This window comes from Streptomyces sp. NPDC098789, assembly GCF_044759975.1.
Classification (GTDB): domain Bacteria; phylum Actinomycetota; class Actinomycetes; order Streptomycetales; family Streptomycetaceae; genus Streptomyces.
Map to the genome: position 1 here is coordinate 34,586 of NZ_JBIWAJ010000012.1, position 15,370 is coordinate 49,955.

Here is a 15,370-nt window from a genome sequence, read left to right on the forward strand (position 1 = left end):
CCCCTCCTCCCTAGTCCCGGAACGTGAGTACGGTGATGAACCCCTGCGTGCCGTCGGCGCTGCCGGTGCCGATCAGCGTGGTGGCGGGTTCCTTGCGGCCGAAGCCGGCGGAGTACCAGCCCAGCGGCGGATCGCTCTCGCCCCGGTGCGCCCGCCAGGACAGCTGCCCGGGCAGTTCGAGCACGGCGGAACGGTCCTCGCCGTCCCGGGTCCAGGTGAGCACGGCCCGGTTGCCCGTCAGCTCCGCGACGATCGCCGGGCCCAGGTGGAAGGCCAGCTGTGCCGTCCGGCTCGGGCCGTGCACCTCGTCGACCACCCGCACCTGCTGGCGCGCGCCGATCAGCTCGACCCGGCGCCGGTGCACGGACGGCCCGTAACCGTCGTGCTCGGCGCACCAGCGGGAGGTCCCCCCGACGGCGGCGTCGGAGGTGTCCGCGACCAGGACCTTGCTGCGGGCCTGCCGGGTCCACAGGAAGGGGCCGCCGGAGACCGACTGGTCGGCGCCGTCCAACTGCAAGGTGTTGTGGCCGAGGGTCGAGCGGAAGTACTCCCGCCACCGCGGCTGCCCGTGGTAGCAGTACGTCCCCGGGTCGGCCAGTACGTCGACCCCGTCGTGCCGGACCTCCACGGACAGCGCGTCCGCGTGACCGTGCGCGGCGATGGACAGGAACCCGTGCGGGCCCCCGTCGCAGCGGCACCAGATCTCCCCCGGACCGCGCAGGATCGACATCCCCGCGTCGGAGAAGTGGACCGGCCGCCGCTCGGGGCGGCGCACCGCCGGCGCGCCCCCCCGCTCCGGGTACGACCGGATGAGGGCGGCCAACAGCGGGGTGCGCACGTCCGTGCCGCCCACCGCGGGCCACCAGGGGAGTCGGCCGTAGACGGCCTCCCCGGTGGCCAGCAGCGAGCCCCAGCGGTCGGTGCCCGCGCCGTCCACGATCAGGCCGTGTCCGTCGTCCGCGTCGCCCTGGCGCGGGGGCCGCAGTCGGCCGTCCACGATCGCCGCGAGCGCGTCCGTCATCCGCAGCAGCACCACCCGCACCGTCGCGGGGACCGGCACGCCGGCCGCGTCCGCCTCGGCCACCGCGGCCAGTCCGAGCTCCAGGACCAGCCCGTGGTACTCGGTGGCCAACTCGCGGTTGAGCCCCGAGTGGAAGGTATTGCTCCGCAGGTGCCGCTCCAGGGACCGCAGCGCGCCCGACCGCCAGCGCGCCGATTCCGGGAACCAGTCGAAGGCGCAGGCCGCGGCGAACTGCCCGGCGGTCTCGGCGATGACGTGGTTGTTCGCCGAGGAACCCCGGCTGGGGAAGGCGGCCAGCCACCGCTGGTGGTGCCAGATCTGCTCCAGCGCCACCGGGTTGTCCTCGAACAGGGCGGCCGCGCCGGACCAGCCGTCGAGCAACCGGCGCACCCACACCCAGGACAGCAGCCGGATGCCCAGCTCGATGCCGCTGATCCAATGCACCCCGTGCAGCGGTGGGTTGCCCGCCCACCACGTCCGCAGGTGTTCGGCCACCCGCTCGGCGTACCGCTCGTCCCCGGTGACCGCGTAGGCGGCGGCGAGCACGGTGAGGTGCTGGTGCCGCGAGGGCTCCCAGATCTGCTTGATGTCACCGACCGCGTCCTCGCTGCGGTAGGGCACGTCGAAGGCGTACCCCGACGGCGCCCGGCGCCCGGTCTTCGGGTCGTACCACCAGTCCGGGTCGACCAGGTCGTCGCGCTCCACCCCGAAGTACTCGGCGTGCCCGGCCATCAGCCGGTCCGCCTGTACGACGAGCCGCTTCGCGGCGTCCGGCGCCACCGCGGCCAGCGCCCCGGCGGGCAGCACCGCGGTGAAACGGCCGCCGGTCACCGGACGGCCACCGGTCGGCGGCGCGGTGCGCCAACGGCGCCGGCGCACGGTGTCGGCGACCCGGCCGCCGACCTCCTGCGGGTCCATCCGGGACAGCCGCCGCAGGTACCAACCCGGGCTCATGGTCATCGGGGCCCCGCCAAGGTCACCGGCGCGCCGCCCGCGAGGCTGGCCTGGACGGCGAGGGTGGCCGCCGTGGTGGCGACCAGGGACCCCAGCGGCACCGGCATCGGTCCGCCGGTCCGCACGGCCTTGATGAAGGCGGCGAGCTCGGCGGACTGGCCCTTGTCCCGGGCCTTGGGCAGCCGCGAGCTGACCCACCGCTTGCGGGCGTACACGGAGGCCCGGACGAAGTCGTCGAGCTTCAGGACCTTGCCGTCGGCGACCAGGTCCAGCGTCTCCTTGGGGAAGCCGGGGGCGCCGGTCGTCACGTAGCTCAGGGTGGCGGTGGACCCGTCCGGGTAGCGCAGGACGATCTGGAGGTCCTCGTTGCCGGAGGTCGCCGCCGCGTACACCGAGACCGGGTCGGCGCCGAGCAACCAGCTGGCCGTGTCGATGAAGTGGCCGCCCTCACCCGCGAACCGCGTGCCCTCGGTGCCCTGTTGCAGGTACCAGCTGCCGTGCCCGAGCTGGCCCGCGTTGACCAGGTAGCGCAGGCTCGCCGGACCGCTGCGGGTGCCGAACTGCTGCTTCGCCTCCCGCAGGATCGGCGCGAAACGCCGGTTGAAGCCCACCTGCAGCCGGTCGTTGCCCGACTCCGCCACCGCCGCGAGCACACTGGCCAGCTCGTCCTCGCCGAGGGCCAGGGGCTTCTCCACGAACACCGTCTTGCCGGCGAGCAGCGCCTTGCGTGTCAGGTCGGCGTGGGAGCTGTGCCGCGTGACCACGAACACGGCGTCGATCGCCGGGTCGCCGAGCACGGAGTCGAGGTCGGTGGTCGCCGCGGCGAAGCCGAACTTGCGCTGCGCGTTGGCCCCGGACAGCGCGGTCGTGGTGACGACCGTCGACAGCGAGACCCCGGCGCGCTCCGCCAGGTGCGGCAGCAGCATGGACGTCGCGTAGTTCCCCGCGCCGACGAAGGCGAGGCGCACCGGAGCCGCGGCGGACCGGGTCGGCGCGCTCGACCGGCGGCTGCTCGGTACCGCGGGCACGGCCACCGACGGGGCCGGGGTGCGGCCCTCCGAGGCCTGCTCGGGGTACTCGAACAGCACGGCCACGGCCTTGAGTTCGCCGTCCTTGAGGCGCTGGTAGGTCTTGACGGCGTCCTCGAAGTCGGCGATGTGCGAGATCAAGGGCTCCACGTCGACGCTGCCGCGGGCCATGAGGTCGAGGAAGCACGCCAGGTTGCGGCGCTCGGTCCAGCGCACGTACCCGATCGGATAGTCCCGCCCCTCCAGCTCGTACGCGGGGTCGTAGCGCCCGGGTCCGTAGCTGCGGGAGAAGCGGACGTCCAGTTCCTTCTCGTAGTACGCGTTCCACGGCAGGTCGAGGCGGCACTTGCCGATGTCGACGACCCGGCCCCGGTCCCGGCACAGCCGGGCGGCCAGCTCCACGGGCTGGTTGCTGCCGCCGCCGGCCGCCAGGTACACCTGGTCCACCCCGTGACCGCCGGTGAGGTCGGCGACGGCGGACTCCACCACCGCGGAACCGGGATCGCCGCAGGCCGCGGCGCCGAGGCTCGCGGCGAGCTCGCAGCGCACCGGGTCGGGGTCGGCCCCGATGACCCGGACCCCGGAAGCGGTGAGCAGCTGCACCACCAGCTGCCCGATCAGCCCGAGACCGATGACGAGGGCCACCTCGCCGAGCGCGGACTCACCTTGGCGGACGCCCTGCATCGCGATCGACCCGACGGTACCGAAGGCCGCGTGCCGCGGCGCGAGTCCGTCCGGGAGCCGGGCGTAGAGGTTCTTGGGTACCCAGTTCAACTCGGCGTGCAGCGCGTGCTCGTTGCCCGCGCAGGCCACCAGATCGCCGACGGCCACGTCGTCGACACCGGCGCCCACCTGCTCGACCACCCCGCACAGCGAATAGCCCAGCGGCGTGTAGGAATCCAGCTGGTTGTTCACCTTGCGGTAGGTGGCGGCCACCCCGTTGGTGGCCACGCTCTGCACCACCTTGGCCACCTGGTCCGGCCGGGAACGGGCCTTGCCCAGCATCGACATGCTGGCCTCGGAGACCTTCATCATCTCGGTCCCGGTCGAGATCAGCGAGTAGGCCGTGCGCACCAGCACACCACCCGGCTTGCAGCCGGGCACCGGCACGTCGAGTACCGCCAACTCGCCGCTCTTGTAGTTCTGCACCACTTGCTTCACGCGAACTCCTTGGAAATTGCCGTGCCGTTCACCGACTGCTCTGACCGGACCCAGAGGTCGCGTTGCGATACCAGTACTCCAGGGTCAACACGTGCCACAGGTGTTTGGAGAAGTCCCGCTGCCCGGCGGCGTCCTCGGCCACCATCCGCTTCAGCGCGTCGCGGCGCAGGAAGCCGGAGTTGACGAGCACGCCGTCGTTCACCACCTCGCGCACCAGCGGCGCCAGGTCGCGGCTCATCCAGGCGCGCAGCGGAGCACTGAAGAGGCCCTTGGGGCGGTACACGATCTCCCTGGGCAGGATCGAGGTGGCCGCCTCCTTGAGCACGGCCTTGCCCTGCCGCCCGACGATCTTGCGGTCGCCCGGCACGGCGAACGCCGCCTTGACCACCTCGACGTCCACGTACGGCACCCTTACCTCGGTCGACGCGGCCATGCTGGAGCGGTCCGTGTAGGCCAGGTTCAGGCCCGGCAGGAACATCCTGGCGTCGCCCAGGCACATCCGGTTGACGAAGTCGTCGAGGTCGTTGTCCTCGTAGACGTCCGCGTGCTCGGTCAACACGTCGTCGACCGTCCCGGCCAGGTCCGGATCGATCAGGGCGAGCAGCTCGTCCTGGTCGTACATCGTGTAGCTGCGCCGGAACGCCGTCTCCTCCGGCAGGTCGGCGAAGGAGAGGAAGCGCTTCGCGAACCGCACCGACCGGTACCCCCGGCGGGCCGAGGCCACCGGCAGCCGGTCCACGGCCGCGTACACCCCGCGCCGCAGCGGGCGCGGGACGCGCTGGTAGCGCAGCGCGAGCACGTTGGCCAGGTGCTTGCGGTACCCGGCGAACAGCTCGTCGGCGCCCATCCCCGAGAGCATCACCTTGACCCCGGCCTCCCGGGCGGCCGAGCAGATCAGGTAGGTGTTGATCGCCGCGGGGTCGCCGATCGGCTCGTCCAGGTGGTAGGTCATCCGCGGCAGCATTTCGAGCACGTTCGGAGCGATCTCGATCTCGTGCAGGTCGACGCCGAACTGCGCGGCCACCTGCCGGGCGTAGCGCAGATCGTCCGGCATCGCCTCGAACTTGGCGTCCTCGGCGCGGAACCCGATCGTGTAGGCGGAGATCCCGGGGTGGTCACGGGCGGCCAGCGCGGTCAGGTAGCTGGAGTCCAGCCCGCCGGAGAGGAAGGTCGCCACCGGCACGTCGGACAGCAGGTGCCGGCGCGTCGAGTCCTCGATGATGGCGGCCAGGTCCGGCAGCTCGCCGCTGCGGGCCCGGTCCCGGCCCTCCGCGGCGACGTCCCGCAGGTTCCAGAACCGGCCGCGCTCCACCCGACCGTCGGGCCGGCAGCGCAGCCAGCTCCCCGGCGCCAGCTTCTCCGCCCCGCGCAGCGCGCAGCGCGAATCCGGCACCCAGTAGTACAGCAGGGAGGCCACCAACGCCGCGTGGTCCACCTCCATCGGCCCGCCGGTGGCGGCGGCGAGCGCCTTGAGCTCGGACGCGAACATCAGCCCCTCACCGCGCCGCAGCAGGAAGAGCGGCTTGATGCCCAGCTGGTCCCGGGCGAGCACCAGCTCGCCGGTCCGCTCGTCGAAGATGCCGAAGGCGAACATGCCGCGCAGCCGCGGCAGGCAGTCCGTGCCCCAGCGCCGCCACGCCTCCAACAGCACCTCGCTGTCGGAGGTGCCGCGGAAGCGGACCCCGGCGGCCACCAGCTCGGCGCGCAGCTCCGGCGCGTTGTAGAGCTCGCCGTTGTACGTCAGGACGAGACCGTCCGAGACCATCGGCTGGGCGCCCGTCTCGGACAGGTCGATGATGGCGAGGCGACGGTGCCCGAGGTGCACCTCGCCGTCACCGACGGGGTGACCGTACCGGCCCGCCCCGTCCGGCCCGCGATGGGCGAGGGTATCGGTGAGCCGGTCGGTCACGACCTTCCCGTCCGGCCAGCGATACGTGCCTGCGATGCCACACATGTACTACCGCGCTTCCTGGTCGATGTCCGGTACTCGTGCCCATGACGGCAGCTCCGTAGGCGCCCGCCCCGTCCCGTTCAGCAGGGCCCCCCGCTCGCTCGGGCCGCGCGGCGCGGACCGGGGCCCGTCCCACAGCGTGCCGTCGGTCCGGTCCCGCGGGTCGGGATCGATCAGCACCACGCCGACCACCGGTATCCGCTGGTCCGCGAGCTGCCGCGCCACGGTGTGCAGCCACGCGACGCTGCCGTGCCCGGCGCGCACGACCAGGACGGTCTGGGTGCCGAGGTACTGGAGGTCGGTCCACGCCGTGCCGGGCGCCACCGAGCCGACCCCGATCCGGCGCCCCTGGTGCGCCTCGGTCGCGCCGCCGTCGCCGCTGACCACGGTGGGGTCCCCCGGCTTCGGCCGGCGGCCCGAGAGCTGCGATCCCGGCAGACCGTCGACGACGACCACCGGCTCCTGCGCCCCCAGCGCCCCGGCGAGTTCCAGGGCGATCAGGCTCGTACCGCGCGCGCAGCCCAGCTCCAGCAAGGACAGGGGCTCCGCGGAGCCGCGTACGGTACGTGCCAGGGACGCCGTGAGCCGTTCGCGCGCCGCCCGGATCCGCTTGCGCCGCCACAGCAACGGCGGCCGGCGGGGGAGCTCCGAGATGATCGAGGCACCGAGGCTCCCCGCGATGTCGCGCCGCAGCACGGGCCGGTCCGCCACCACGGTCCCGATCGCGGCCACCACCAGCCCGAGGACGAGTCCGAGGACGAGCCCCACCCCGGCGTTGGTCGCGGCGGTCTTGGGCAGGGACACCCGCACGGTGCGCGGCGCGTCCACGACCTGCGTGCCCGCGATGAGCTGCGGGGTACCGACGCGCGCCTCCGCGGCGCGCTGGCCGAAGTCGGTGATGCGCGCGGTCAGTTCGGCCCGGCGGGCGTACAGCGACTCCGTGTTCGCCGAGGCCTTCGGCCCGCTCTGCTGCGGCGCGTCCCCGATCGACTTGTTGACCTGGGCGAGCTCGGTCTGCATGCGGTCGCGCTGATCGAGCAGCGTCTTGGCCTCCGCGTCCGCGGTCGCCTGGATGCGCTGCACGTGGTCCGCGACGAAGGCGTCGGCCAACGCCTTGGCCCGGGCCACCGCCTGCGCGTCACTGGCACCCGTGACGGTGATCTGCAGCAGGTTGTTGGTCAGCCCGATGCCCGCGTAGTCCTTCATGAAGTCTTCGGGCTTCTGCGTCGACTTGAGGGACTGCAGGGCCCTGCCGGCGATCTGCGTCGTCTGCAGCAGCGCGGCGTCGGTGCGGATCAGCGTCCCCGGGTCGTTCGGCTGGTCCGCCTGGTGCGCGACCAGCACCTTCGTCACCGCGGTCGGCGGAGGCGGCATCAGCACCGCGACGGCCGCGCCGAGGAGCATCCCCAACAGCGCCATGGAGGACCAGAGGCGGCGGCGCCTGCGCACCGCGACCACCAGCGCTTGGAGGTCCAGCAGCGGAGCCGCGGCCGACGGCTCGGAACCCGTACTCGTCGTCACCCTGAACGTCCTGCCGTGTCGTAGTCAACCGCGCTCGCCGATGTGATGTCGTCCGAAGGGTCCCCGGCGGACCGCGCCGGACGGGCCCGGACCACGTCGGCGAGCACCGCGCCGACGACCTCCTGCTCGGCGTCCGCGCACGCCCCCGCGATACCGGTGAGTTCCCCCGCGGTCCAGCTGCCCGCGCTCAGGACGACCAGCGCCCCGCCCGCCTGGTCGCCGTCCGGCAGCATCGGCCGGGACACCGGGACCTCCACCACCCGCAGCGGCGGAGCGCCCCCGGCCTCGGCGACGAGCTGTTCGGCGGCCCACCGCGCGACTCCGTCGCCCTCCGGCACCACCAATAACAGCCCGTCCGCAAGCGGTAGTTGCTCACGCAAGCGGGCGCACACCCGCCGGTAGCGCAGCTGCCGACTGGCCTCGTCGCCGGAAGTCTGCGGAGGCGGTGCGTCCCAGCGGACGTCGAGACCCAGCAGCCGGCGGATCCGGGCCCGCGGGCCACCGTCCTTCGCCCCGCGCACGACGCCCTCGCCCGGCACGTCGACGCTGCCCAGCACCGACGAGCCCAGCGCCGCGGCGATCTCCGCCTCGCCGCGCAGCCGGCGGCTCATCCGGGCGGCGGCCAGATGACCGATGACCCCGACGAGGAAGAAGAGCAGCGCCCCGCCGATGATGAGCTGCATCCGCGTCGGCGGCGCCTCGCCCGTCGGCCGGACCGCCGGCCCCATGACGACCATGTTGGCCTTGCCGGCGGCCGGGTTGACCTGGTCCAGCTTTGTCACGGCCTCCTGCAGCGCGGTGCGCAGCTTCGCGAGCTCCGTGCGGGTCTGCACGCTCTCCACCGACTGCCCCGGACCGGTCGCGTCGGCCAGCTCGTTGATGCGGCGGCTGGTCTGCACCACCATCTGGCGCAGCGCCTCGGGCTGCGACGCCGCCTCGGGGTCGGCGCCCGCTCCCGTGATCCGCGCCGCGAACGAGACGAACTGCTGCGCCACCTGGTCGGAGAGCTTCTGCGCGCGCTCCGGGGTGTCGGCCGTGCCCGCAATGTTGATGATGTTCCCGTCGGAGGCCGTGGCGATCACCTGCTCCCGCAGCTGACGGCCGCTCACCCCGGGCCAGCGCAGGGTGGCCGCGGCGCGGTCGACCACCACCGAACTGGTGGCGATCTGCGCCTGGGTCATCAACTCGCGCTCCTGCCAAGCCCCCGGCAGCAGCACCGACGCGGACGTCGTGTACCGGGGCGGGAACAGCATGGAGGTGCCGTAGCCGAGCAGCGCACCCACCACCGCGAGGATGGTGAGCAGCCGCCAGCGCCTACGGGTAATCCGGCCGATCGTGACCAGCCGTATCGTGTCATCACTCAACGGTGCGGTCTCCCTCGTGCCCGTGCCGTGCGCCCGCAGCCGGCACCGGACCGCGGTCCCGGCAGGCGCGGGCGTAGGCGGCGAGCAGCGACGCCTGCGAGTTCCGCCAGGCGAGCGGACCACCGATCCGCTCCTGGCCGATCTTCCCCATCCGGGTCCGCTTCTCCGGATCGTCCAGCAGCAGCGCGATGAGCCGGGCGAACTCGGCCTCGTCGTTCGCCGGTGCGTAGACGGCGGCTTCCCCGGCGGAGACCCGGGCCTCGCGCAGATCGAAGGAGACGATCGGACGGCCCATCACCATGTATTCGAGGACCTTGTTCATGGTCGACACGTCGTTGAGCGGATTGTGCGGATCGGGGGAGAGGCACACGTCCGCGGTGGAGAGGTAACGCGCCAGGTCGGCGTCGGGTATGCGCCCGGTGAACTGCACGTGCTCGGAGAGCCCGAGTGTGCGGGACAGCTCCACCATCGCGTCGAAGGTGTCGCCGCCGCCGATGAACACCGCGTGCCAGTCCGTCCGTCCGAACTGGTCGCGCAGCTTCGCCAGGGAGCGCAGGGCGTAGTCGACGCCGTCCTGCGGACCCATGACGCCGAGGTAGCACAGCAGATGGGGCTTGCCCCGCTTCAACTCCTCCTCGGGCGGCACCGGTTGGAACCGCTTGGTGTCGGGCGCGCTGCGGACCACGAAGACGTCCGACGGCTTGCGACCGCCACGCGCCAGCGCGACGTCCCGGTAGCTCTCGTTCGTGGCGAGCACGACGTCCGCGGCCCGGTAGGTACGCCGTTCCAGCGCGCACACCGCCCGGTAGAGCAGGTCCTTGCCCCGGTTGAACCGGGAGAGGTACAGCTCGGGCACCAGGTCGTGCTGGTCGAAGACGAACCGCGAACCGCGCCGCTTCAACCACAGGGCGGGCAGGAACAGCAGGTCCGGCGGGTTGCAGGCGTGCACCACGTGGACCGGACCGACCTTGCGGGCCAGGCGCAGCGTGTGCCACAGCGCCGTGCCGTACTCGCGGAGGTAGCCGGCCGGCCCCCCGGTGGCGGCACGCAGCGGGTAACGGTGGATCCGCACGCCGTCGATCTCGACCTCGGCCTCGGTGTCCCGCTTCTCGCCCTGCGGGCAGATGACGTGCACGGTCCAACCCGCGTCGCGCAGGGTCGTGCACTCCTGCCACACCCGCCGGTCGAAGGGCACCGAGAGGTTCTCCACCAGGATCAGCGCGCGTCGGCCCCGGCCGACGCCGCCGGTTGCGTTACCAAGCAAGGCCCACGTACCCCGGTTCGGCCCGGCGCACGTCGGCGTCGGGGAGGTGGACGAGGTCGATGATCACGGGGCCTTCGCCGTGGGGCAGGGCCGCGAGCACGGCCGGGTCGCCGGTACCCACCAGGCACACCTCGGCGTGGTCGAGCACCTCGTCGACGGACTCCGCGAGGAGCTTCGCGAGGTGCGGCAGCCGCGTCTCGACGTACTCCCGGTTCGCACCGAGCAGCCGGGAGAGGTTCACGTTGGGGTCGTAGATCCGCAGGTCGTACCCCTTGCCGAAGAGCCGCTCCGCGAGCTCGACGAGCGGGCTCTCGCGCAGGTCGTCGGTGCCGGGCTTGAAGGACAGCCCGAAGATGCCCACCCGGCGCTTGCCGGTGGCCTCCACCAACTCCACCGCCCGCTGGAGGTGTTCGGCGTTGGACGGCAGGACATGGGAGAGGATCGGCACGGCGACGTCGGCCTGCTGTGCCGCGTGGACCAGACTGCGCAGGTCCTTGGGGAGGCAGGAGCCGCCGAAGGCGAAGCCGGGCCGCAGGTAGGCGGAGCTGATGTTCAACTTGCGGTCGGCCAGGAACACGTCCATCACCTGGTACGAGTCCACCCCGAGCGCCTGGCAGATGGAGCCCAGCTCGTTCGCGAAGCCGATCTTGAGGCCGTGGAAGGCGTTGTCCGCGTACTTGATCGCCTCCGCCGTCGGGATCGGCACCCGGAACACCTCGCCCGGCAGCCCGTCGTACAGCGCCGCGACCACGTCACCACTGGCCTCGTCGATCTGCCCGATGACCGTCTTGGGCGGGTCGAAGAAGTCCCGCACGCTGGTGCCCTCCCGCAAGAACTCCGGGTTGACCGCGACGCCGAAGTCCACGCCGGCCGTACCGCCGGCGTACTTCTCCAGGATCGGCACCAGCAGGTTCAAGCAGGTGCCCGGCAGCATGGTGCTGCGGAACACGACGGTCTGTCGCCCGCCGCGCTCGGCCACCGCGGCGCCGATCTCCTCGGTGACCCGCTCCAAGTAGGTGGTGCACAGACTGCCGTTGGGCTCCGAGGGCGTGCCGACGCAGACCAGCGACACGTCGCTGTTCATGATCGCCTCGCGGACGTCGCCGGTGGCGCGCAGCGCCCCGCTCCGTACGACCTCGGCGATGAGCTCGCCGATCTTCTCCTCGACCACCGGGGCCTTGCCGGCATTGACCAGGTCGACCTTCACCTGGCTGACGTCGACGCCGATGACCTCGTGGCCCAGACTGGCCAGGCACGCGGCTGACACGCAGCCCACGTAGCCGAGACCTAAGACACTGACCTTCATGACCCGTTCCTCCCCCTCAACAGGCCCTCTTGGCCTGCCAACCGCCCACTGACCTGACTGAATCCGCCGCGCATCAGTACGCCCCCTGCCCCTGGAGCACCGCGCGGAGGGTCTTCCACAAAATCACCGTGTCGAGGGCGAGCGACCAGTCCTCCACGTACCGGAGGTCCAACCGCACCGCCTCCTCCCACGGCAGGTCACTGCGCCCGCTCACCTGCCAGAGGCCGGTGAGCCCGGGCTTGACCAACAGCCGCCGCCGGATGTCCGGGCCGTAGGCAGCGGACTCCTCCGGGAGCGGGGGTCGCGGACCGACGAGCGACATCGAACCGGTGAGCACGTTGAAGAGCTGCGGGAGCTCGTCGATCGAGTACCGGCGCAGCACCGTGCCCACCCGGGTCACCCGCGGGTCCCGGCGGAGCTTGAACAGCAGGCCCGCGCCTTCGTTGCGATCGGCCAGTTCCGCCCGCGTCCTGTCGGCCCCGGCGACCATGGTGCGGAACTTGACGATGGTGAACTCGCGGCCGTCCTTGCCCACCCGGCGCTGGTAGTAGAGCACTCCGCCCCGGCTGTCCAGCAGCACGAGCACCCCGACGAGCAGCATGAGCGGCGCGAACAGCATCAACAGGATCGCCGCACCCATGCGGTCGACGACCTCCTTGATCGCCCGACGACCCCCGGTGAAGATCGGCATCGTGACCCGCAACAGCGGGATCCCGAGCACCCCGTCGACGTGCAGGCGCGGGCCGGCCACCTCCATCAGCACGGGTGCCACGACCATGTCGGCGTCGCTGCCCTCAAGGTTCCACGCCAGTCGCTGGAGCCGGTTCGGCGACCAGTGCGGGTCCGGTGTGACCGCGACGACGCGGTAGCCGTCGCGCTGCACGTGGGTCGGTACGTCCGACAGGCGGCCCACGACCGGCACTCCGGCGAGCTGGTCACCGTCGAAGCCGAGACCGTCCGGCGTGCACACCGCGTCCACCCGCCAACCGAGGTGCGGGAACTTGCGGACTCTGGTGATCAGGTCGAGCACGGTGGCCGGGCTGCCGGCGGCGAGCACCGGCCGCAGGCAGCGGCCCTCCTTGCGCTGTTTGTGCAACCACAGGCGCAGCACGTAGCGGGCGATCATGGTGACGACCGCGATCGCCGGGGTCGCCACGAAGATCCAGAGCTTGATGTTGGTGGAGGTGAGGGCGATCCCGCCGAGCGCCAGCACGACGGCCGTCGCGAACAGTGAGCGCCCGAGTCGGCGGAACTCCTCGGCGCCCTGGCCGAGTACGGCCGGCGCCCACGACCGGCCGACCGTCATCGAGCCCAGCACCAACAGCTCGGTGCCGAATGCGAGGATTCCCCATTTCTCATGCCAGTTGGCCGCGTCCCTGGCCCCGAAGAAGACCCCGATCGCGGTCACGACGGCCGCGGTCGTCACCGTATCGGTGGTGATGACGGTCCGTCGGTACCGCTGTTCCCAGTCCATGGCGGGGCGACTGATAGACCCGTTCGCCGACCGCCCGCGCGCCGCCGGAAACGGGCTGGCTAATTCCCTCTGCTGCACAGGACCCCCCCAGGTCGCCAGTGCTCCGGCGTCTTTGCCTCGCACTGTTTAATCCCACGGGAGGACCCGCCCCCCGAATGTGGCATACCAGGTATTGCAGCTTTGCTTGAACACTTACCTACGGGTGGCGGACCCGCATGTTCTACCAGAGTCGCAAGGTGTGCGGGAAGTCGTAGAAGTCCCGGATGTTCCCTGCGCCCCCCTCGAGCTCAAGGAATCGATCACTGCCACGTCCGGCGCAGAGGATACGGCAGCCGGCTGTGTGTCGCACCAAAACAATAGATCGTCATTTGTCGCCCGGTGTCCAAGTATCTGGAGCACGCGGGTCAATCTAGACCATCGCAGGCCGTCCGGAGAGGTGATGTGTACAAGTTGCGGTCAAGCTGCGAAGACGGCGCCATCCACGGGTCCTCCTCCGAGGGTCTCCTGGTGACAGGCGCATGCCGTGTGACCTGTGAGGACGTTGATCGGCAGGTGGCGGATGGGGTGGCCGAATCCATGCCACATCCGACTGACGGATGATCACGAGCCAGCGGCGTGGCGCCTGTTGCCTGGACTGGTACGTGCTCCGGGTCGTGGATCACGGTCCGGCCGGCAGTGGATCGGGTCGTCCGGGACGCGGGGAGGGGCGCCGAACTCCTGTGGAGCGGGCGGACGTCGGGAGCCGGCCGCAGCGGGGTCGGGCCCGGCTCGCCGCGGTCGCGACCCGGCTCCCGGGCGCGTACCCGCGACGGGCGCGGGACCGGATCGCGAGGAGCACGCGGCGCGGCCCTTTTCCTTCCGGACCCGACGTGTTCACGTGCAAGCAATGCGCCGGTTGCAATCACGCGATCTCAGTGAGAATTCCCGTGCGCGGCCGGCGGTGCAATTGCATGGTTGAGAAAAGGAGGTTGCTCGGAATCGAGCCACGGCCTCCTCTCACAATTTTCTGGAAAAAGTGGCACGGAATCGTGGACTCCAGGCGGTCGACGGACATCGCTGCGGCATGGAGCCGACCTCGAATCCGCTCCGTGGCGCACGCGAAGCGGTGTTGTGGAGCGACGTGCGCGCGACGTACGGACTTAGGCCCGGTCGGCCGATAGCGCGGCATTCCGCTTTGATTTCCAACTGCCAATCGGCAGCCGCTCGGCAGCCGGTCCTACAGGGTGGCGAGCCAGTCGGTCAGGAGCTGGTTGGTCTCGGCCGGCCGCTCCTGCTGGATCCAGTGACCGCAGCCCTCCAGGACGCGGGAGGAGGTGAGCCCGGGCAGCGTCGTGGAGTGGGCCTCGATCGCCGCGGCCAGCCAGGTGGTGGAGGCGTCGAGGGCGCCGCCGATGTACAGCGAGGGCTGGGCGATGGGGGCTCCGTCGAAGCCGGCCAGGTCTTCCCAGTCGCGGTCCATGTTCCGGTAGCGGCTCAGCGCCGCGCGCAGGCCGGTCCGTTCGAACTCCCCGGCATAGAAGTCGAGCTCGCCCTCCCCGAGCCAGGCCGGCGACCGGTCGGTGGGGAACCGCTCGCGCAGGGTCCCGTCCCGGCGGACGAAGTGCGGGGCGGGTGCGCCCGCCGCGGGCATGGTGTCGCCGGACAGGGCGGCGTAGAACCCCGCGAGCCAGCCGCGCACGTCGGGCTCGATCTCGGCCTCCGCCCGGCCGGGCTCCTGGAAGTAGGAGACGTAGAACTCCTCCTCCCCGCCCATCCGCGCGAAGAGCTCGCTCGGCTTCGGCCCGCCGCGCGGCGCGTAGGGAATGCTGAGCAACCCCACCGCACGGAAGAGGTCGGGCCGGACCAGGGCCGAGGCGGCGGCGATGGACGCACCCCAGTCGTGCCCGATGACGACGGCCGACCGCTCGCCCAGGGCCTCCACCACCGCGGCGTTGTCCGCCACCAGCTCCGCCATCCGGTAGGCGTCCGTCTCGTGCGGGGCGGAGGAGCGGCCGTAGCCGCGCACGTCGATCGCGACCGCGCGGTACCCGGCGGCGGCCAGCGCCGGGAGCTGGTGGCGCCAGGAGTACCAGGACTCGGGGAAGCCGTGCACGAGGAGGACGAGCGGCCCGGCGCCCTGCTCCACCAGGTGGATCCGGCCCGCGGGCGAGGGGACCAGGCGGTGGGTGACGTCCAGGGCCAGCGGTGACATGGATCCTCCAGGTGCTCGACCTCCCCGGTGTGGAGATCGTTTAGCTGATCATGGGGGGAGCGGCGGGGCGAACGCGAGTCGCACGGACACTTCGCGGGCGGCCGGCGGCGGGACTGGCGGCGGGGCCGCGGGCAG

The 15,370-nt window shown here is 71.8% G+C and carries 9 protein-coding genes; all 9 read right to left on the reverse strand.

The genetic code is table 11. The annotated features are described in order from the left end of the window. Window positions 1-10: 10 nt before the first annotated feature. A complete protein-coding gene (locus ACIQWR_RS23530; RefSeq protein ID WP_404012724.1) occupies window positions 11-1,981 on the reverse strand; it encodes an alginate lyase family protein in 1,971 nt (656 codons plus the stop codon). Next, window positions 1,978-4,164: a bi-domain-containing oxidoreductase gene (locus ACIQWR_RS23535; RefSeq protein WP_404012726.1), complete on the reverse strand. Its 2,187-nt coding sequence runs from the start codon at window positions 4,162-4,164 to the stop codon at window positions 1,978-1,980. The genes ACIQWR_RS23530 and ACIQWR_RS23535 overlap by 4 nt, the downstream gene beginning before the upstream one ends. A gap of 28 nt (window positions 4,165-4,192) precedes the next feature. Beyond that, window positions 4,193-6,118 (reverse strand): asparagine synthase (glutamine-hydrolyzing), encoded by a 1,926-nt coding sequence (asnB, locus tag ACIQWR_RS23540; RefSeq protein WP_404012729.1) that lies wholly within the window; start codon window positions 6,116-6,118, stop codon window positions 4,193-4,195. 3 nt (window positions 6,119-6,121) lie between these two features. Next, on the reverse strand, window positions 6,122-7,636 hold the full coding sequence (locus ACIQWR_RS23545) for a Wzz/FepE/Etk N-terminal domain-containing protein (RefSeq protein WP_404012732.1): 1,515 nt from the start codon (window positions 7,634-7,636) through the stop codon (window positions 6,122-6,124). Beyond that, a complete protein-coding gene (locus ACIQWR_RS23550; RefSeq protein ID WP_404012735.1) occupies window positions 7,633-9,000 on the reverse strand; it encodes a Wzz/FepE/Etk N-terminal domain-containing protein in 1,368 nt (455 codons plus the stop codon). Before ACIQWR_RS23550 ends, ACIQWR_RS23545 begins: the two co-directional genes overlap by 4 nt. After that, on the reverse strand, window positions 8,993-10,264 hold the full coding sequence (locus ACIQWR_RS23555; RefSeq protein ID WP_404012738.1) for a glycosyltransferase family 4 protein: 1,272 nt from the start codon (window positions 10,262-10,264) through the stop codon (window positions 8,993-8,995). Before ACIQWR_RS23555 ends, ACIQWR_RS23550 begins: the two co-directional genes overlap by 8 nt. Continuing rightward, window positions 10,254-11,570, reverse strand: coding sequence for a nucleotide sugar dehydrogenase (locus ACIQWR_RS23560; protein ID WP_399263748.1), 1,317 nt, complete (start codon window positions 11,568-11,570; stop codon window positions 10,254-10,256). Before ACIQWR_RS23560 ends, ACIQWR_RS23555 begins: the two co-directional genes overlap by 11 nt. Window positions 11,571-11,643: 73 nt before the next feature. Then, window positions 11,644-13,122, reverse strand: a complete 1,479-nt coding sequence (locus tag ACIQWR_RS23565) for a sugar transferase (protein ID WP_404012742.1) — start codon at window positions 13,120-13,122, stop codon at window positions 11,644-11,646. Between the two features lie 1,138 nt (window positions 13,123-14,260). Further along, on the reverse strand, window positions 14,261-15,235 hold the full coding sequence (locus ACIQWR_RS23570; protein WP_404012745.1) for an alpha/beta fold hydrolase: 975 nt from the start codon (window positions 15,233-15,235) through the stop codon (window positions 14,261-14,263). Window positions 15,236-15,370 lie beyond the last annotated feature (135 nt).

Coding starts and splice junctions, on each gene's coding strand:
- ACIQWR_RS23570 (WP_404012745.1), bottom strand. CDS start 15,235: ATGTCACCGCTGGCCCTGGACGTCACCCACCGCCTGGTCCCCTCGCCC.
- asnB (WP_404012729.1), bottom strand. CDS start 6,118: ATGTGTGGCATCGCAGGCACGTATCGCTGGCCGGACGGGAAGGTCGTG.
- ACIQWR_RS23560 (WP_399263748.1), bottom strand. CDS start 11,570: ATGAAGGTCAGTGTCTTAGGTCTCGGCTACGTGGGCTGCGTGTCAGCC.
- ACIQWR_RS23530 (WP_404012724.1), bottom strand. CDS start 1,981: ATGACCATGAGCCCGGGTTGGTACCTGCGGCGGCTGTCCCGGATGGAC.